This window comes from Rhizobium sp. 01N424, assembly GCF_056399485.1.
This window is the reverse complement of sequence record NZ_JBFTRK010000002.1, coordinates 904,946-923,945: the sequence shown is the minus strand read 5'-3', so window position 1 is coordinate 923,945 and position 19,000 is coordinate 904,946. Positions and strand designations below refer to the sequence as shown.

General features: G+C 61.2%; 16 protein-coding genes. 9 read left to right on the top strand and 7 right to left on the bottom strand.

Annotated features, from left to right (window positions below):
* Positions 1 to 29: 29 nt before the first annotated feature.
* Complete coding sequence (locus AC1DNK_RS10195; RefSeq protein WP_477940800.1) at positions 30 to 779, top strand: hypothetical protein; 750 nt, start codon at positions 30 to 32, stop codon at positions 777 to 779.
* An 87-nt stretch (positions 780 to 866) separates the two neighbouring features.
* On the opposite strand, the gene lysS is transcribed toward AC1DNK_RS10195, so the two are convergent.
* The 4 genes from lysS to AC1DNK_RS10175 all read right to left on the bottom strand — a co-directional run bounded on the left by lysS (position 867) and on the right by AC1DNK_RS10175 (position 6,648).
* Positions 867 to 2,363 carry a lysine--tRNA ligase gene (gene lysS / locus AC1DNK_RS10190; protein WP_112516846.1) on the bottom strand — a complete coding sequence of 499 codons (1,497 nt, stop codon included), beginning with the start codon at positions 2,361 to 2,363 and terminating at the stop codon, positions 867 to 869.
* A gap of 16 nt (positions 2,364 to 2,379) precedes the next feature.
* Complete coding sequence (gene gltX, locus AC1DNK_RS10185; protein ID WP_112516845.1) at positions 2,380 to 3,837, bottom strand: glutamate--tRNA ligase; 1,458 nt, start codon at positions 3,835 to 3,837, stop codon at positions 2,380 to 2,382.
* Between the two features lie 194 nt (positions 3,838 to 4,031).
* A complete protein-coding gene (locus AC1DNK_RS10180) occupies positions 4,032 to 5,801 on the bottom strand; it encodes an SLC13 family permease (RefSeq protein ID WP_477940798.1) in 1,770 nt (589 codons plus the stop codon).
* A 91-nt stretch (positions 5,802 to 5,892) separates the two neighbouring features.
* Positions 5,893 to 6,648, bottom strand: a complete 756-nt coding sequence (locus tag AC1DNK_RS10175) for a bestrophin-like domain (RefSeq protein ID WP_162705920.1) — start codon at positions 6,646 to 6,648, stop codon at positions 5,893 to 5,895.
* Positions 6,649 to 6,782: 134 nt separating this feature from the next.
* On the opposite strand from AC1DNK_RS10175, the gene AC1DNK_RS10170 reads away from it, so the two are divergent.
* Positions 6,783 to 7,328, top strand: coding sequence for a glutathione peroxidase (locus tag AC1DNK_RS10170; RefSeq protein WP_477940796.1), 546 nt, complete (start codon positions 6,783 to 6,785; stop codon positions 7,326 to 7,328).
* Here AC1DNK_RS10170 and AC1DNK_RS10165 read toward each other — a convergent pair whose 3' ends face one another.
* Positions 7,329 to 8,162 (bottom strand): helix-turn-helix domain-containing protein, encoded by an 834-nt coding sequence (locus tag AC1DNK_RS10165; protein WP_477940794.1) that lies wholly within the window; start codon positions 8,160 to 8,162, stop codon positions 7,329 to 7,331.
* Positions 8,163 to 8,255: 93 nt separating this feature from the next.
* Here AC1DNK_RS10165 and AC1DNK_RS10160 point away from each other — a divergent pair, with 93 nt between their 5' ends.
* A complete protein-coding gene (locus AC1DNK_RS10160; RefSeq protein WP_477940792.1) occupies positions 8,256 to 9,179 on the top strand; it encodes a phytanoyl-CoA dioxygenase family protein in 924 nt (307 codons plus the stop codon).
* A 47-nt stretch (positions 9,180 to 9,226) separates the two neighbouring features.
* Here the strand turns inward: AC1DNK_RS10160 and AC1DNK_RS10155 are convergent, their stop codons facing one another.
* Together AC1DNK_RS10155 and AC1DNK_RS10150 are read right to left on the bottom strand one after the other, a co-directional pair.
* Entirely contained in the window at positions 9,227 to 9,976 is a 750-nt protein-coding gene (locus AC1DNK_RS10155; protein WP_112385628.1) for a TerC family protein, read from the bottom strand.
* A 158-nt stretch (positions 9,977 to 10,134) separates the two neighbouring features.
* The gene (locus AC1DNK_RS10150; RefSeq protein ID WP_477940790.1) at positions 10,135 to 10,812 is read right to left on the bottom strand and encodes a TetR/AcrR family transcriptional regulator; all 678 of its coding nucleotides are present in this window, start codon (positions 10,810 to 10,812) and stop codon (positions 10,135 to 10,137) included.
* 155 nt (positions 10,813 to 10,967) lie between these two features.
* On the opposite strand from AC1DNK_RS10150, the gene AC1DNK_RS10145 reads away from it, so the two are divergent.
* The 6 genes from AC1DNK_RS10145 (at position 10,968) to xylA (ending at position 18,990) form a co-directional block, all read left to right on the top strand.
* Positions 10,968 to 12,188: an HlyD family secretion protein gene (locus AC1DNK_RS10145; protein WP_477940788.1), complete on the top strand. Its 1,221-nt coding sequence runs from the start codon at positions 10,968 to 10,970 to the stop codon at positions 12,186 to 12,188.
* Between the two features lie 22 nt (positions 12,189 to 12,210).
* A complete protein-coding gene (locus tag AC1DNK_RS10140) occupies positions 12,211 to 13,800 on the top strand; it encodes a DHA2 family efflux MFS transporter permease subunit (protein WP_477940786.1) in 1,590 nt (529 codons plus the stop codon).
* A 91-nt stretch (positions 13,801 to 13,891) separates the two neighbouring features.
* Entirely contained in the window at positions 13,892 to 14,884 is a 993-nt protein-coding gene (locus tag AC1DNK_RS10135; RefSeq protein ID WP_477940783.1) for an alpha/beta fold hydrolase, read from the top strand.
* Between the two features lie 100 nt (positions 14,885 to 14,984).
* Positions 14,985 to 16,010 (top strand): LacI family DNA-binding transcriptional regulator, encoded by a 1,026-nt coding sequence (locus tag AC1DNK_RS10130; RefSeq protein ID WP_477940781.1) that lies wholly within the window; start codon positions 14,985 to 14,987, stop codon positions 16,008 to 16,010.
* 18 nt (positions 16,011 to 16,028) lie between these two features.
* Positions 16,029 to 17,483 carry a xylulokinase gene (gene xylB, locus AC1DNK_RS10125; RefSeq protein WP_477940780.1) on the top strand — a complete coding sequence of 485 codons (1,455 nt, stop codon included), beginning with the start codon at positions 16,029 to 16,031 and terminating at the stop codon, positions 17,481 to 17,483.
* A 196-nt stretch (positions 17,484 to 17,679) separates the two neighbouring features.
* On the top strand, positions 17,680 to 18,990 hold the full coding sequence (gene xylA, locus AC1DNK_RS10120) for a xylose isomerase (RefSeq protein ID WP_112516837.1): 1,311 nt from the start codon (positions 17,680 to 17,682) through the stop codon (positions 18,988 to 18,990).
* Positions 18,991 to 19,000: the final 10 nt, after the last annotated feature.

The following is a 19,000-nucleotide window of genomic DNA, read 5'->3' as shown; positions in this document are numbered from 1 at the left end:
GGAGTCTTGTCGATGGCGGAGCAGTTGGCGTGAAGGCCTTACTGCGCATATTCCGGCCTTCCCGGAAGCTGGCAATCGTTATCGGCGGCATGGCGCTTTTCGCGGGCGCTTCCGGCGGCGCAGCGCTTTATATTGGCAAGGACGAGATTCTCGGACCTCCGGCGGAGGAGGTCAACGGCGTTTCCTGTACCGATGTCACGCTGGTGACGATCAAGAAACAGGACCATGTCTGGCTCCGCAAATACATCAAGACAGAACCGACCGATGGCGTGACGCGTGTCCGCACCGCGCTTCGCGTGGCGCAGGCACTCTATAACGACAGCAAGCCCGATCTGGTGCAGGTCGTGGTGCTGGATCAGAACGGCCCGACGGTGCGTTCGGATATCCGAGGCCGGGCGATCGGCGCCGATGTCGTCTATATTCCGCATCCGGAAAAGATGATCGAGGGTATCGACGACAAGCCGTTCACGGCGCGCTACTACGACGGCCAGGCAAGTGCCAACGGGCTGTTCTTCGGCGAGCGCGTCGATCTTCCCGAAACCGAAATCCAGGCGCTGAACGCCTCGTTCAACGAGCATTCCGATTGCATCGACCCGACCGCTGTCGCCTCCACCGAAGGTGGAGAGGGTGGCGGTAAGAAGGGCGGCAAGGGCCAGAAGGCCAAGGGCGGCGAGGGCGAGGGCGAAGCACCTGCGGCCGAGGGCAAGGAAGGCGAAGCGCCAGCAGCCGAAGGTGGCGGCGAAGGCGGCGAGGCCGCGCCTGCCAAAAGCGGGCACTGAGGTTTTCAACAGTTTAGCCGGTGACGGCAAAGAAAAAGCGGAGCGTCCTTTCGGGCGCTCCGCCTTTGTCGTTTAGGATGGCTGTTCTCAGTCTGCCTTGGCGCGGCGGGCCGGGAAGAGAATGACGTCGCGGATCGATGGTGCGTTGGTGAGCAGCATGATCAGGCGGTCGATGCCGATGCCGAGGCCACCTGCGGGCGGCATGCCCTGATCGATGGCGTCGAGGAACTCGTCGTCGAGCTGCTTGTCCTTTTCGCCGCGGGCGTGCGCCTGCTCCAGCTGCTCGACCATGCGGCGGCGCTGTTCTTCGGGGTCGTTGAGCTCCGAGAAGGCATTGCCCAGTTCCCAGGCATTGCAATAGGTCTCGAAGCGTTCGACTAGGCGCGGCTCGCCCGGCACTTCCTTGGCGAAGGGCGAGATGTCCTTCGGGAAATGGGTGACGTGGCTCGGCTGGATCAGAGTGGCCTCGACCTTCTCTTCGAAGATGAAGGCCAGGCATTCGCCCCAGGTCCAATCCTTCTCGACTTCGAAACCGGCAGCCTTGGCGGCAGCGCGTGCTTCTTCGTCGGTCTTCATCGCCAGGAAATCGATGCCGGTCACTTCCTTGACGGCGTCAGGCATCGGTACGCGCTTGAACGGACCCTTGAAGGACAGCGTCTTGTCGCCGAACGGGAATTCAGTCGAGCCGTGGATCTGCAGTGCGAGCGTTTCGAACAGCCGCTCGACGAGGTCCATGATGTCCTCGTAGTCGGCATAGGCCCAGTAGCATTCCATCATCGTGAATTCAGGATTGTGCCGGGTGGAAACGCCTTCGTTGCGGAAGTTGCGGTTGATCTCGAAGACCTTGTCGGTCAGGCCCGAAACCAGCGTGCGCTTCAAAAACAGTTCCGGCGCAATGCGCAGGTACATGTCGAGCTTTAGCGTGTTGTGATGCGTCTTGAACGGCTCGGCGGTGGCGCCGCCATAGACCGAATGCAGCATCGGCGTCTCGATTTCCATGAAGCCGTCATTTTCCATGAAGCGGCGCACGCCCGAAACGATCTTCGAGCGCTGCTGGAAGCGGAGCTTGGACTCTTCGTTGGTCATGATGTCGAGATGGCGCTTGCGATAGCGGATCTCGATGTCGGAAATGCCGTGCCACTTCTCCGGCATGGGGAGAAGCGACTTGGTCAGCATGGTGATTTCACGGGCATTGATCGACAGTTCGCCGCGCTTGGTGCGGCGCACGGTGCCGGTGACACCGATGATGTCGCCCATATCGATCATCGCCAGCATGTTGCGGGCTTCTTCCGGCGTCACATCCTTGTGGCTGAAGATCTGGATCTTTCCGCCGGCGTCATGGATATCCATGAACATGCCCGAGTTGCGCGAGGAATAGACACGGCCGGCAACGGTGACGACATCCTGCGTCTCGACGTCGGATTCCAGATCCTTGTACTTTTCCGACAGCTCGGCGTTGGTCATCGTCCGGTGGAAATGCGCCGGATAGACGTCGCCGATCTGCTCGCGCAGCAGCTTGAGCTTCTGGGCGCGCACTTCAGTGGCGTCGGAGGAAAGGGTCGCTGTTTCGGTCTTTTCGGTCATGGTGCAAATGTCCGGTTCAGTTCTTCGGGCCGACGAGAGAGGCGACTGCCTGCGAGGCGAGCTTGAGACGCTGGCGCACGACCGAGCGGCCGAGGATCGCCATGGAATCGAAGAGAGGCAGCGAGCGCGACGAGCCGGAGACGGCAACGAAGAGCGGGGCTACCACGACCTTCAGCTTCTTGCCCATGCGGTCGGCGATGGCGCGCAGTTCGGCTTCGATCGTCTCGACATTCCATTCGAGGATCTTTTCCAGATCCGGCTGAACGGTGTTGAGGATCTCGAGGATCTCTTCCGGCGGCGACTTGATCTTGGCGAAGGCCGAGGGATCGAGGCCGAGATCGGACTTCAGCAGGAAGCCGGCGAGCTCCGGCAGTTCGCCGAGCTTGGAAATGCGCGACTGCGACAGGCGAAGACCGGCCTTCAGGCGATCGTTCTCCATGGCCCAGGTCAGGACGCGGGCCTGGAATTCCTCTTCCGACATCTTCTCGCGGATCCAGCGGCCGTTCAGCCAGTCGAGCTTCTGAATGTCAAAAATGGCGCCGGCCTTGGAAAGGTTCTCCGGGTCGAACTTGGCAGCGAGCTCCTCGATATCGAGCAGCTCCTCGCCTTCGGCGATCTGCACGAAGAACAGGCCGAGGAAGTTCATCAGCGCTTCCGGGATATAGCCGAGAGCGGAGTAATAGGAGATCGAGGTCGGGTTCTTGCGCTTCGACAGCTTCGACTTGTCGGCATTGCGCATCAGCGACAGGTGCATGAAGACGGGCGCTTCCCAGCCGAAATAGCGGTAGAGCAGGATGTGCTTCGGCACCGAGGCCAGCCACTCTTCGCCGCGGGCGACGTGGGTGATCTTCATCAGATGGTCGTCGATGACGTTTGCCATGTGATAGGTCGGCATGCCGTCGCCCTTGATGAGCACCTGCATATCGACGCTGTCCCACGGGATCGACACGTCGCCGTAGACGCCGTCGTTGAAGTCGCAGGAGCCCTCAGCCGGGATCTTCATGCGGATGACCGAGCTTTCGCCTGCAGCCATCTTGGCGCTGACTTCTTCGGCTGAGTATTTCAGGCAGAGACCATCATATTTCGGCGCCTTGCCGGCGGCGCGCTGGGCTTCGCGCATCTGTTCCAGGCGCTCGGGCGTGCAGAAACAGCGGAAGGCATGGCCCTTGTCGAGCAGTTCCTGGCCGTAGGGCGTGTACATGTCCTTGCGGTCGGACTGGCGATAGGGGCCGTAGGGGCCGCCGACGTCAGGGCCTTCCGACCATTCGAGACCGCACCACTTCAGCGCGTCCAGCACCTTCTGCTCGAATTCCGGGGTCGAGCGGGTGGCATCGGTGTCTTCGATGCGCAGGATGAACTCGCCACCGTTCTTCTTGGCGAAGAGATAGTTGAAGAGTGCAATATATGCGGTGCCGACATGCGGCTCGCCGGTCGGCGAGGGAGCAATGCGGACGCGGACGCCGGAAGCTGTCATTTGTTTTGTGCCCGTCAAATGAATGCCGACGGCTTTTGCTGTGAAAAGCGGCGTGCGGCAGGAAGAATGCAGATAACTGGATCAGGAAACCGACCGGATAAGGGCAAGTTGCGCACTTCGCCCGGCGATTGTCCGTTTGGCTGGCCTTAAGGCCATATTCGACCGCTGACGTCAAGAAAAATGGGCGCTTCGGCTCATTGCAGCGGCCAGACATAGAGCAGCATGGGAACGCTGACGAGGATGATGATGAAGGAAAGCGGCAGGCCGAGACGGGGGTAATCGCTGAAGCGATAACCGCCCGGGCCAAAGACCAGCGTGTTGCACTGGTGGCCGATCGGGGTGAGGAAATCACAGCCGGCGCCGATCGCCACTGCCATCAGAAAGGCCTCCGGCTTGTAGCCGAGCGTCTGAGCGAAGCTGGCCGCAATCGGCGCCATGACCAGCACGGTGGCGGCATTGTTGAGGAACGGCGTTACCGCCATCGCGGTGATCAGGATGAGCGCCAGCGCGCCGAATGGCGGCATCTGGGCCGCGAAGTGGCCGAGCCAGCCGGCAATCAGCTCGCTGCCGCCGGTGGTGCGCAGCGAGTCCGAGACTGGGATCAGGGCGGCCAGCATGATCAGGATCGGTCCGTCGAATGCCTTGTAGACGTCGGGCAGCGGGATGACACGGAAGACCACCATGGCCAATGCGGCGCAGAAGAAGGCGGCCGCAACCGGTGCCAGGCCTGCGGCTGTGGCGCCCATAGCGGCAGCCAGGATCAGCAGCGGCACATAGGCGCGGCGCTGGGTGCCGAGCAGGATATCGCGCTGGGCAAGCGGCAGGCAGGCGAACTCCTGAAGGAAGGCCGGAAGGCTCTTGCGGCTGCCCTGGAGGACGAGGACGTCGCCCGATTTCAGCGTGACCTCGCTCAGCCGCTCGGTGAGCCGATGACCCTGGCGGCTGACGGCTAGCAGATTGATGCGCCGGCGATTGAAAAGCGAAAGCTGGCGCGCCGACCAGCCGATGAGCGTCGATTCCGACGACACGACGGCTTCGATCGAGGTGACGTCGCCTTCTTCCTTCGCTGCCGGTATCTGCTTTCCTGACAGTTTGAGCTTGGCATTGGAAACTACCCGGTCGAGTGCCTCCGGGCCGCCTTCGAGCAGGATCGTGTCGCCCAATTTCAGCGTCACATCGGGAAAGGGCGACAGGCGGGAATGCCCGCGAAGGATGGCCGTCGCCACCACCTCGCCATCGCCGAGCTGGAGGATATCGCGGAGCTTCTTGCCATCGAAGCCGGAGTCATCGACGACGGTGGCTTCCGAGAAATAGGTCTTCAAACCCAGTGCTTCTTCCAGCGACGGGTTCTCGTTTTCCCGCTCCGGGACCAGCCAGTGAAAGAAGATCAGGAAGAGCACGCCGACGACGGCAAGTGTCGCGCCGACGGGCGTGAAATCGAACATGGTGAAGGGGGTGCCGGTGATTTCCTCCCGCAGCCGGGAGACGACGATATTAGGCGAGGTGCCGATCTGCGTCATCAGGCCGCCGAGCAGGGCTGCAAAGCTCATCGGCATCAGATAGAGCGAGGGCGATTTCCCTGTCTTCTTCGAGAACTGGAAGGCGACCGGGATCATGATCGCCAATGCGCCGATATTCTTGATGAAAGCGGAGAGCACGGCGACGACGATCAGCAGCAGCGCCAGCTGCGTATGCAGCGAATTGAGGTTCGGGAAGAGGCGCTTGATGGCGCTGTCGACGATGCCGGAGCGGGCGACGCCGGCGCTCACCACCAGGGCGCTGCCGACGATGATGACGATGTCATCGCTGAACCCCGAGAAGGCCTTGTCGAACGGGACGATGCCGACGCACATCGCCAGCACCAGCGCGCAGCAGGCGACAAGATCATAGCGGAAGCGGTCCCAGATGAAGACGGCCATCATCAGGCCAATGACGCCGAAGGCGAGAATCTGCGGGGTGGTCATGCTGCTCCAGAGGCTGGAATTCCGAACGCGAAGAAGCTCCGCGACAGGAGTAACTGTAACGCCGCCTGCGCTTATCAATCCCGCCCGTGCGTCATTGCTGCAATTCGGCGAGCGCCCGGCGAAGCGGCGCGTCGGAAATCTGGATCATGCCGGCAAAGGGGATATCCATATCGAGCACGAGGTAGATCGACGCGGAAATCAGAAAGGCAGCAATCAGGAACATCGACAGCACGATGATATTCTTGGGCGCCCGGAACCCGAAACTCGCGAAGATCAACGTCAGCCATGCCATCAGCATGAAGACCAGCGGCATCGGAATGACGCCTTCCGACTGCTCGACGATCACCCATCGCCGCTCGACGATGGTCTTGTATTGTTGCCGGGCGTCGGTCCAGAGCGCCATGTGATTGGGATCGGTCGGGTTCATGACGGCAATGTTGTTGCCGATGGCGTTCAGCGCCATTTCCGATTTGCGATCGCTCTGGAGTACCGGATCCACGAGGCGCATTGGGCTGGCCAGCGCTTGCTCGACATAGTGGATCAAGCTGGCGCGGGTGTCGTCGGCTTCCAGGCCATAGGTTCGCAAGGTGCGGTCTAGCAGGATGATTTCGGTGGCGAAGGAATGGACGCTGTCGTCGATGCCGGCAAACGTGTTCTTCGAGGAGTTGATCATCAGACCGAAGACCAGCGAGGTCATGACGACGAAGATGTTGGCGACGAGGCGGACAACGGTATTGGTTTCTTCTTCGCGGTGGCGCGCCGGCAGCCGCGGATAGGCGACCATGGTGCCGATCGAGGCGATAGTCAGGCAGACGAACACTGATCCCGCAACAATGATCTCACGCACCCGAGATTTCCCCTCTCTTCTCTCCGTGGGGCACGTTAGCGCATGCGGAAGATTTTGGCATCAGGGCGGTTTTGAAGGCTGGACAAAGCGCGGCACGGGTATAGATTCACCGCCCGACGTGAATGGAGACTGATATGACCGAGATCCTCGACATCGCCGTAAAACTCGCAGACGGCCGCGAGACAAGCCTTAATGAACATCGCGGCAAGGTTATGCTCGTCGTCAATGTTGCCTCGAAATGCGGGCTGACGGCGCAGTATGAAGGTCTGGAAAAGCTCTACGAGGACAAGCGTGAGCGCGGCTTCGTCATTGCGGCCTTCCCGGCCAACAATTTCAAGGGTCAGGAGCCGGGAACCGATGCCGAGATCGTCGAGTTCTGCCAGCTGACCTATGACGTGAAATTCCCGATCTATTCGAAGATCTCCGTCAAGGGCGACGACAAGCATCCACTCTACCGTCAGCTGACCGCCGCACCTCTGCCAACCACCGGCGAAGGGCCGATGCGCGAGCGGCTGCGCGATCGCGGTCTTGCCGATGATGACGGCAAGGAAATCCTCTGGAACTTCGAGAAATTCCTGATCGGCCGCGATGGCAAGATCGTTGCGCGTTTTGCGCCCGATGTGACCGCCGATGATCAGCGGCTGGTGACGGCGATCGACAAGGAGTTGTCCAAGGCCTGATCACTGCCTGCGAAAGCGGCTGCGGAAAACGGTCGGCGCCATGCCCTCGCGGTTCTGGAAGAGCCGCGAGAAATAGAAGGCATCACCGATGCCGATCTCCCGGGCGATGGCTTCGATCGGCAGATCGGACGTGGTCAGCAATTGCTTGGCATGGTCGATCCGCAGCCGGAGCTGGAATGCTTTTGGCGAAAGTCCTGTTGCCGCTATGAAGCGGCGGCGGAACGTTGCCGGTGACATCGCGAATTCGGCGGCGAATTTCTGCATGTCGAGATCTTCGAAGGCGCGCCCGGCAAGGGCGGAAACGGCTGCCTCGATCCTGGCGCCATTCACAGTGTCGTTTGTGGCTGAATCCACCTGCCTTGCGGCCTGGATGACGATGCGGTGAAGTGTGGCGGCGGCCGAGCTCAGCGCCAGTGTGCTGCCATCGGTGAAATCCGCGCGGAGCGCGGCAAAGAGCTGCTGCATCTCGTGCAGATTGTTGAGTGCCACATGCGGTGCCGTCTCGGAGATCAGACGCTGGCGGATCAGGCTCGAAGCGAAAGGGCCTTCGAACAGCGCCCATTGCTCCTCCCAGCTTTCATCCTCAGCCGGGCCATAGGAATGCCGGCTGCCCGGCGTCAGCCAGAAGAGCGCCGGCGCTTCGATTGCGAGCCTGCCTGCCCGTTCGGTTTCCAGCGTGCCGTGCCCCGACTCGACAAGCACCACAGCATGGCAAGGCAGGCGTCGATCCCGGACGTGCACGGCAATCCGCTGGCGCCCGAAGCCCGTCACCGACAAGGCGGGCGGGTTGATCGATGGCGGCGAGCGGTAGAGCGCGAGCGGCGCGGATTTCATGAGCGAAAAGTCCAGCTGTGAATTCTGTCCATGGCCATCTGCCTTTCATCGCTGCAGCATTGTGGCCTGAATTCGGAGAGGAGGACGATCGAAATGTCAAGTTTGGCCATGAAGACCATGTCTGAGATGCCGGTGCTGAGGGCCGGTGGCAAGGTGCTCTCGACGGCCGGTAACAGGCTTGGCTATCTCGTTCCGACCGATCCGGCGATCGGCATCGCAGCGATCCGCGAGCGCTACGAAGAGCATGGTTATGTCTGGCTGAAGCGGTTTCTCGATCCTGATGCCGTCAATGCGTTTCGCGGCTGGGTGTTCGGGCATCTGGCAGGGGCGGGGTTGATCGAGCCGGGATCAGATCCGCGTCTTGGTCTGGCGGCCGCTGCGGAGAGCGATCCGCAGCAGGCCAACCGCATCCTCATGTCGCTCGTCCGCTCCGTTGCCTATGAAGGTTTTTGCGCCCAGCCGCGGCTTGCGGCTTTCATGGACGAATTCCTGTCAGGCATTTCCTATCTGCATAAGCGCAAGATCATGCGTCACACGCTGCCTGGCAGTTCTACTACGACGCCGGCGCATTACGATCTCGTTTATCTGCGCGGCGGGACAAGCCGCATCGTCACCGCCTGGATTCCGCTCGGCGATGTTCCCGTCAATATGGGCGGGCTCGTCTATCTCGAGGGATCGCATGCGATCGGCAGGCAGATGGAGAAGGAGTTTGCCGCCGGGAGCGCCGGGCTTTCGGCCGAAGAGCGGATCAGCGCGTACAATCGTAACATGACCGAGGGCGGCTGGGTATCGAAAGACCTGCCCGATATGGCCGAGCGCTTCGATACGCGCTGGCTGATCGCCGACTACGAGGCCGGCGATGTGATGCTGCACAGCCCCTACATGATCCATGCCTCGACGGCGAATGAAAGCCCCGGGCGGCTGATCCGTCTGTCGACCGATATCCGCTACCAGAATGTCGACGACGAGATCGATGCGCGCTGGGGCAATCACTGGAGCCTGGGAGACATGCTCTAGGACCGGGTCCTAAGGCGCGGCCGGAGCCGCGCCCGTTGCCGAGCTAGCTAGTGGCTCTCGCCCTTCTTTCGTTTTCGGGCGTTTCTCGCAAACATGTTCAGCACCTCGACCAGCGCCGAGAAGGCCATGGCGGCGTAGACGTAGCCCTTCGGAACATGGAAGCCCATGCCCTCGGCGATCAGCGTCGTGCCGATCATCATCAGGAAGGCAAGCGCCAGCATGACGATGGTCGGGTTCTTCTCGATGAAGTTCGCCAGCGGCGTTGCGGCAACAAGCATAACGGTGACGGCGGCCAGCACGGCGATGACCATGATCGGCAGATGCGGCGTCATGCCGACGGCGGTGATGATGCTGTCGACCGAGAAGACGAGGTCGAGGATCAGGATCTGCACGATTGCCGAGCTGAAGGTCGTCGTCGCAGAGTTCGCGATGAAATCCTCGTTGTGATCGGCGGGATCGACGCTGTGGTGAATTTCCTTCGTCGCCTTCCAGAGCAGGAATAGACCACCGGCGATCAGGATCAGGTCCTTCCACGAGAAGCCGTGGCCGAAGACTTCGAAGACCGGCGTGGTGAGCTTGACGATCCACGCTACGGTGCCGAGCAGCGCCAGACGCATGATCAGCGCCAGACCGATACCGACCTTGCGGGCCTTTTCACGGTGTTCGGGCGGCAGCTTGTTGGTGAGGATGGAGATGAAGATAAGGTTGTCGATACCCAGAACGACTTCCATGACGACCAGGGTCACCAGCGCCACCCAGGCGGCCGGATCCTGAACCAGGATCATGATATCTTGCATGAATTGTCTTTCCCTTGCGCCACAGACAGCTGACGCCGAAATCTAGAGTGAAGGCGCAGAGATGCAAGCGCCGCAAGGGGTATACGAAAGCAGGACGGTACTTATTCCGTGAGGAATATGAAGAATGACGCAGTTCCGATGCCGCGAGGCACGCTTCGTCAGGCGGGCTCGCTCTGCTTGGCGCCATAAGCGGCCATGAAGACGCGGATAGCACCGTCGATAACGCGCTTCCGCTCGGCCTCGGATGGCGGCTCGGGCATGCTGCCGAACAGGCGGAACTTGAAGAAACTACCGCTGGCGAGATCGAGGAATTGTCCGGCGGCAAGATCGACGTCATCGATATTGAGCTCACCCGCCTTCACATATCGCGTGAGATAGTCGTGCAAGACCGTGCGCAGATTTTCCGGGCCGTTGAAGAAGCGCTGACAGAGCACCGGCATCCGATCTCGAACGCCGAGAACCGTGCGCATGGCGCTAATCACCTTCTCGCTGGTCACGTGAGCAATGAAGCTCAGGCCGAAATCGTAGAGGCCTTCCTCGATGTTATCATGATGCTCGAGAGCGACGCGCAGCGCGGCCACGAAGGCGGCACGCTCAGTCTCGATCATTGCGGTGAAGAGCTCTTCCTTATTGGCGAAGTAGACATAGAGAGTGCCTTTCGAAACGCCGGCTTCGCGGGTCACGTCGTTCATGCTCGCCGCGTCGAAGCCCATCTTCATGAAGACGCTCTTGGCGCCCTCTAGGATTTGCGTGCGCTTGGCCGGATCTTCTCCGGCTGCCCAGCGGCCAGTGGCTGCTGATGTTTCGGCGGCTGAAACCTTGGACACTTCTGTCATCTTCTCCTTAACCATTTTTCGCACTTGCGAAGATTCTTTACTAAAATCGAACCGCTCGGTTCGATATGACTTGATATGGATGTAAAAAGAGCCTATGTCAACTGAACCGAACCGTTCAGTTCGATTAAATCTACTCCATTATCCGGTGTCCGTCTATGTCCACTCAGAAAACCAATGTCGCACGCATTGTTAGCGATTCCGCCGAAGCCGAAGCGGCTAAGCCGGAAACTGCAGCCTCCGCGGACACCCCCACCGCGGAGGCTCGCAGTGCTCCTCAGCAGGCGCCTGCACCGGAAGTGAAGGCTGCCGAGCAGCCGCCGGTCAAGAAGAAGCGCAGCCTCGTGCTGCCGATCGTTGCGCTCGCGCTCCTCGCAGGTGGCGGCTGGTATGGCTACGAATGGTGGACCAACGGCCGCTTCATGGTCTCGACCGATGACGCCTATATCGAAGGCGATATCGCGACGATCTCGCCGAAGGTCACCGGCTATGTTGCCAAGGTCAATGTCGTTGCCAACCAGCTGGTGAAAGCCGGCGACGTTCTGGCGACGCTCGACAATGGCGACTATCAGAATGCTCTCGATCAGGCCGAAGCGCAGATCGCCACGGAAAAGCTGTCGCTGAGCCGTATCGATGCACAGGTTGACGGTGCCAAGGCGGCTCTTGCTCAGGCCCAGGCACAGAAGGTGTCTCTCGATGCAGCCGTTCGCGGCGCCGAGATCACCCAGAAGCGCCAGAGCGACCTGCAGGCGAAGTCGGTCGGCACCGCTGCCGATCTCGATACCGCCAACATCGCGCTCGATCAGGCCAAGGCAAATCTCGTTGGCGGCGACGCCAACATCAAGTCGGCCGAAGCCAACATCACCATCCTGGAAGCGCAGCGCAAGGAAGCCGAAGGCTCTGTCCGGACGCTGGAACTGCAGCGCGACAAGGCCGCCCGCGACCTGTCCTTCACGGTTCTGAAGGCGCCCTATGACGGCGTTGTCGGCAATCGCTCGGTTCAGGAAGGCGATCTGGTTTCGCCCGGTCAGCGCCTGATGGCACTCGTCCCGACCCGCCAGCTCTATATCGACGCGAACTTCAAGGAAACGCAGATCCAGCATCTGGTTCCGGGTTCGAAGGTCAACGTCCATGTCGACGCTTATGACGATCATGCGATCGTCGGCACCGTCGAGTCGATCTCGCCGGCCTCCGGCTCAGTCTTCTCGCTGCTGCCGCCTGAAAATGCGACGGGCAACTTCACCAAGATCATCCAGCGTGTGCCGGTTCGCATCGCGCTCCCGCAGGATGCGCTTGATACCGGCCGTCTGCGTGCAGGCCTGAGCGTCGTTGTCGATGTCGACACGCGCACGGCGCCGGACGCACAGCAGGCAAAGTAATCAGCCAGCCGGAGTAAGGCCAATGGCCGCAGCTACCACTGCAGGAACCGTTCCCGGCGTCGGCGCCGAGGAACGGATGGACCCGCGCAAGCTCATCGCATTCTTTGCGATGGTGCTCGGCATGTTCATGTCGATCCTAGACATTCAGATCGTCTCGGCTTCGCTGGCCGAAATCCAGGCCGGCCTTTCCGCCGGCTCGGATGAGATCGGCTGGGTGCAGACCTCGTATCTGATCGCGGAAGTCATCATGATTCCGCTGTCGGGCACGCTCGCCCGTATCGTCTCGACGCGCTATCTCTTCGCCGTTTCGGCGGCGGGTTTCACGCTGTCGAGCGTGCTCTGTGCTACGGCGACGAATATCGACCAGATGATCGTCTACCGTGCGATCCAGGGCTTCATCGGCGGCGGCATGATCCCGTCGGTGTTTGCCGCAGCCTTCACGATCTTTCCGCCTTCGAAGCGCAGCGTCGTCTCGCCGATCATCGGCCTGATCGCCACGCTGGCGCCGACCATCGGCCCGACGGTCGGCGGTTATCTCAGCCACGCCTTCTCCTGGCATTGGCTGTTCCTCGTCAACGTCATTCCCGGCATCATCGTTGCTACCGTGACCTGGAACTTCATCGACTTCGACAAGCCTGAGCTTTCGCTGTTCAAGAAGTTCGACTGGTGGGGACTGATCTCGATGGGTGTGTTCCTCGGCGCGCTGGAATATGTTCTCGAAGAGGGCAATTCGAACGACTGGTTCAACGACAATTATATCGTCATCGGCGCCATCGCCTCGGCGATCGCCTGTGTCGTCTTCTTCTACCGCGCGTTCACTGTCGATTTTCCGGTGGTCGATCTCAGGGCCTTCGCCAACCGAAACTTTGCCTTCGGCTCGGTCTTCTCCTTCGTCATGGGCATCGGTCTCTACGGCCTGACCTATATCTACCCGGTCTATCTCGGGCGCATCCGCGGTTATGACTCGCTGATGATCGGTGAGACGATGTTCGTCTCGGGCCTGGCGATGTTCTTCACCGCGCCGATCGCCGGCAAGCTGTCGACGAAGATGGACTTGCGTCTGATGATGGTCATCGGCTTCGTCAGCTTTGCGGCCGGTACCTATATAATGACCGGCCTGACCGACGACTGGGACTTCTACGAGCTTCTCGTGCCGCAGCTGTTCCGTGGTTTCGGGCTGATGATGTGCATGGTGCCGATCAATAATATCGCGCTCGGCACGATGCCGCCGGCCCGCATGCGCGGTGCCTCCGGTCTCTTCAACCTGACGCGTAACCTCGGCGGCGCCGTGGGTCTCGCGATCATCAACACCGTGCTCACCAACCGCCAGGACGTCCACTACGAGCGTCTTCGCGAGAACATGGACTGGGGTCATCCGGCCGCGATCGACCAGCTGAACAATCTGACCGCCAACTTCAATTCCTACGGGATGGATGGCGCGTCGGTGGCGATCAAGCAGATGGTCGGGCTGGCGACGAAGCAGGCGGTGATCCTGTCGTTCGGCGATATCTTCCTGATGCTGACCGTGCTGTTCCTGGCGATGGTTCTCGGCGTTGCGATGATTGCCAAGCCCGCACCGCAAGGCGGCGGAGGCGGTGGCGGAGGCCACTGACGTCTGAGTTTCAAAATAACGGCCGGCTTGGGAAACCAAAGCCGGCCGTTTTGCGTATAGGGCTGCATATCTCTCCAGCGGATGCCGCCTTATGTTTCAGTCTTCCGCCAGGGCAATGGCCTGGCTCTGCATCGTCCTGCCCCTGTTCGCATCTGCACCTGCCAAGGCGGCCGTCAAGGAAGAGAGAATAGATGTCGGCGGCTACAAGCTGAACAGCGTCTTCATTCCGGCATCCGGCAAGCCGTCGCTTCCACCCATCGTTTTCATCCATGGTGCCAGCGCCAATCTCTATGACCCGATGTTTTCCTTCCGCGAAAAGCTGGAGGGCAAGGCGGACCTGCTGTTTGTCGATCGCCCGGGGCATGGCCACTCCGATCGGGGCGGGCCGCAGAATGCCTTCCCGGATGGGCAGGCGGATGCGATTGCGGCGTTGATGAAGAAGCGCGGGATCGGCCGTGCGATCATCGTCAGCCATTCCTTCGGCGGCGCCGTTGCGGCAGCTTTCGCGCTTGATCATCCCGATATGGTTGCCGGTCTCGTGTTCCTGTCGCCTGCTGTTTATCCATGGCCAGGTGGGATCGCCTGGTATTACGACGCCGCGACGGCGCCGGTGACCGGGCCGCTGTTCAGCGCGCTGGTCGTGCCGCCGATTGGGCTTGCGATGGTCAATGGCGCAACGAATGGCGTGTTTGCGCCGAACAAGCGGCCGCCCGGCTATATTTCCAAGGCGCGAACGCTTCTGGCGCTGCGTCCAGCCGAATTCTACAACAATGCCACGGATGTCGCGAACCTGCTGGAGTGGACCAAAAAGGCCTCGCTGCGCTACCGGCAGATCAAGGCGCCGACGATTATCATCACCGGCGATACCGATAGCGTCGTCTCGCCAACTATCCACTCCACCCATCTGGCCAGGGATATCAGGGGCGCGCGGCTGATCGTCGTGCATAATCTCGGGCACAAGTCGGATTATGTCGCCCGCGACCTTGCCGTTGCCGCGATCGAAACGCTTGGCGGAAAGCGTCGGAATCTAGGGAAGATCACCTTGGCGATCGAGGCGCGTATCGCCGGGGACGGCAAGAAATAGTCAATCTTTTCAAAGGCTGGTATCGATGCTTCGGCGTCGATGAGATTTTCTGATTTACGTACATCAGAATTGGCGCTAAAGGGTTTCGTCAGGAGGAGTGATGAAGCCTACTGTCCACGATATCGCCGCCCATGCGGGGGTCAGCCTTGCGACTGTCGATCGCGTGCTGAACCAGCGTCCGGGCGTGCGCCACGTGACCCGCGAGAAGGTGGAAAACGCCATTCGCGAGATCGGCTATGTCAGGGATGTCGCGGCCGCCAATCTCGCCAAGGGCCGAACCTATTCCTTCGTCTTCATCCTTCCTGCCTCCGACAATTCCTTCATGCATGGACTGACGGCGGAGATCCGCGACGCGGTTGCCCGTTCGCCGGTGGAGCGCACGCAAATCCGCACGGTCGAGGTTCCGGCGTTCGATCCCGATGCGCTGGTCAAGGCGCTGCAAGCGCTCGGCGCCGAGCGTCCGGCGGGCATTGCGCTGGTGGCGACTGATGCGCCCGAAGTCGTTGCTGCCGTCGATGCGCTGGTGCGCGATGGCATTCCTGTCGTCACCCTCGTTTCCGATCTGACGGGCTCCTTGCGTCACCATTATGCGGGTGTCGACAATATCGCTGCCGGGCGCACGGCGGCGCGCTTGCTCGGGCGCTTCCTTGGCGGCGCCAAGGGCGAGATCGCGGTACTTGCCGGTTCCATGCTGGTCCGCGACCATCGCGAGCGGCTGGAAGGCTTTGCGGCGCTGATGGCGCAGGAATTCCCGGGTCTTTCCATCCTGCCCGTCATCGAAGGGCGCGACGATCCGGAGATGGCGCATATGCTGGTCTCGGATGCGCTTTCGAAGAACGATCGCATCGTCGGCATCTACAGCCTCGGCGCCGGTAACCGCGGCCTGATCAAGGCTTTGAAGGCCAAGGGCGCGGGGCGGCAGGTGACTGTCGTGGCGCATGAGCTGACGCCGAATACGCGCGCCGCCCTTCTCGACGGAACGATTGACGCAATCTTGAACCAGGATGCCGGACATGAGGTGCGCAGCGCCATCCGTGTTCTGAAGGCAAAGGCGGACGGGCTTTCGCTGATCGATGCGCAGGAACGCATCCGCCTCGACATATTCTTGAAAGACAATCTGCCGTAACGGCAAAGGGAGAATGACATGTATCTGGGTCTCGATCTCGGAACCTCCGGCGTCAAGGCGATGCTGATCGACGGTGATCAGAAGATCATCGGTTCGGCCAATGGCGCACTCGATATCTCGCGTCCGCATTCCGGCTGGTCGGAGCAGGAGCCGTCGCACTGGATCCGCGCGACCGAAGAGGCGGTGGCCGGCTTGAAGGCCAAGCATCCGAAGGAGCTTGCCGCCGTCAAGGGCATCGGCCTGTCCGGCCAGATGCACGGCGCGACCTTGCTCGATGCTGACGACAAGGTGCTGCGCCCCTGCATTCTCTGGAATGACACACGCAGCTATCATGAAGCCGCCGCACTCGATGCCGATCCGCGCTTCCGCAAGCTCACCGGCAACATCGTTTTCCCCGGCTTTACCGCGCCGAAGCTCGTCTGGGTGGCGAAGAACGAGCCGGAGATTTTCGCCAAGGTCGCCAAGGTTCTCTTGCCGAAGGACTATCTGCGCCTGTGGCTGACCGGTGAACATATTTCGGAAATGTCGGACTCTGCCGGCACGTCCTGGCTCGATACCGGCAAGCGCGCCTGGTCGTCCGAACTGCTCGCGGCAACCGGCCTCGATGAAAAGCAGATGCCGTCGCTGTTCGAAGGCACCGAGCAGGCCGGCAAGCTGCGCGGCGAGCTAGCCTCCAAGTGGGGCATCGCGAGCACCGTCGTCGTCGCCGGCGGGGCAGGGGACAATGCGGCCTCGGCCTGCGGCATGGGTACGGTCAGCCATGGTGCTGCCTTCGTGTCGCTCGGCACGTCGGGTGTGCTCTTCGCGGCCAACGGCTCCTATCTGCCGAAGCCGGAAAGCGCCGTTCACGCCTTCTGCCACGCGCTTCCGAACACATGGCACCAGATGGGCGTCATTCTGTCGGCCACGGATGCGCTCAACTGGCATTCGCATGTGACGGGCAAGTCCGCTGCCGATTTGACGGGCGAGCTTGGCGACGCGCTGAAGGCACCGTCGGGTGTCACCTTCCTTCCCTATCTCTCCGGAGAGCGTACGCCGCATAACGATGCGGTCATCCGTGGTGCCTTTATCGGCCTCGAGCATGAGAGCAGCCGTGCCGTTCTCACCCAGGCGGTGCTAGAAGGTGTCTCCTTCGCGATCCGCGATAATCTCGAAGCGCTGCGTTCGGCCGGCACGGGGATCTCCCGCGTCACCGCGATCGGCGGCGGCTCGCGTTCGCGTTATTGGCTGGCCTCGATCGCGACGGCGCTCGGTGTTCCGGTCGATCTGCCGGCCGATGGTGATTTCGGCGCGGCCTTCGGTGCTGCGCGTCTCGGCCTGATCGCAGCGACAGGGGCAGACCCGGTTGCCGTCTGCACGCCGCCGGAGACGGATGGCACGATTGAGCCCGAGACGGCGCTGACGGGCGCCTACGAGGACGCCTACAAGCGCTACCGCGCGCTTTATCCGGCCATCAAGTCGCTGGCGCATTGAACTCCATTCGACGGGAGGTGCGTTGAAAGACCCCTCCCCAACCCCTCCCCGCAAGGGGGAGGGGCTTTGCCCCGAGTTCCTGCTTTGCCGATTGGGCAAGGCAGTGCCACCAGCTTTCTCCCCCCTTGTGGGGGAGACGCCGGCAGGCAGAAGGGGACTTTTGACACTCGCGATCGTTCCATAGGAGGAAACAACCATGAGCACCGGATTTTTCGGCGACATCCAGAAGATCAAATACGAAGGCCCAGACAGCACCAATCCGCTGGCTTTCCGTTACTACCAGCCGGACGAAATCGTTCTCGGCAAGCGGATGGAAGACCATCTGCGCTTTGCCGTTGCCTATTGGCATACGTTCACCTGGCCGGGCGGCGACCCCTTCGGTGGTCAGACCTTCCTGCGCCCGTGGTTCGAGGACACGATGAAGGCTGCGAAGCTGAAGGCTGATGTTGCCTTCGAATTCTTCCAGCTGCTCGGCGCACCCTACTACTGCTTCCATGACGCCGACGTGCGCCCGGAAGGCAATAATTTTGCCGAGAACACCAAGAACCTGAACGAAATCGTCGATTACTTCGCCGAAAAGCAGGCTGCCACCGGCACCAAGCTGCTCTGGGGCACGGCGAACCTGTTCTCGAACCGCCGCTATATGTCGGGTGCCGCCACCAACCCGGATCCCGAAGTCTTCGGCTTTGCCGCTGCGACGGTGAAGACCTGCCTCGACGCGACGCAGAAGCTCGGCGGCGAGAACTACGTTCTCTGGGGCGGCCGCGAAGGTTACGAGACGCTGCTCAACACCGACCTGAAGCGCGAACTCGACCAGATGGGCCGCTTCCTCAACCTCGTGGTCGAGTACAAGCACAAGATCGGCTTCAAGGGCACGATCCTGATCGAGCCGAAGCCGCAGGAGCCGACCAAGCACCAGTACGACTACGACGTCGCGACGGTTTACGGCTTCCTGAAGAAGCACGGCCTGGAAAACGAAGTGAAGCTCAACATCGAGCAGGGCCACGCGATCCTCGCCGGCCATTCCTTCGAGCACGAGCTCGCGCTGGCCAACGCGCTCGGCATCTTCGGCTCGATCGACATGAACCGCAACGACTACCAGTCCGGCTGGGATACCGACCAGTTCCCGAACAACGTTCCGGAAATGGCGCTCGCCTACTACCAGGTTCTGCAGGCAGGCGGCTTCACCACCGGCGGCACAAATTTCGACGCCAAGCTGCGCCGCCAGTCGCTCGATCCGGCAGACCTGCTGATCGGTCATATCGGCGGCATGGATTGCTGCGCCCGTGGCCTCAAGGCTGCTGCCAAGATGGTTGAGGAAAAGGCTCTCTCCAAGCCGCTCGCGGACCGCTATGCCGGCTGGGATTCGGCCGAAGGACAGAAACTTTTCCGCGGCGAATATTCGCTGGAAGAGATCACCGGCTGGGTCGAGAGCAAGGACATCAACCCGCAGCCGCGTTCCGGCAAGCAGGAACTGCTCGAGAACGTCGTCAACCGTTACGTTTGATTGCGTCGAT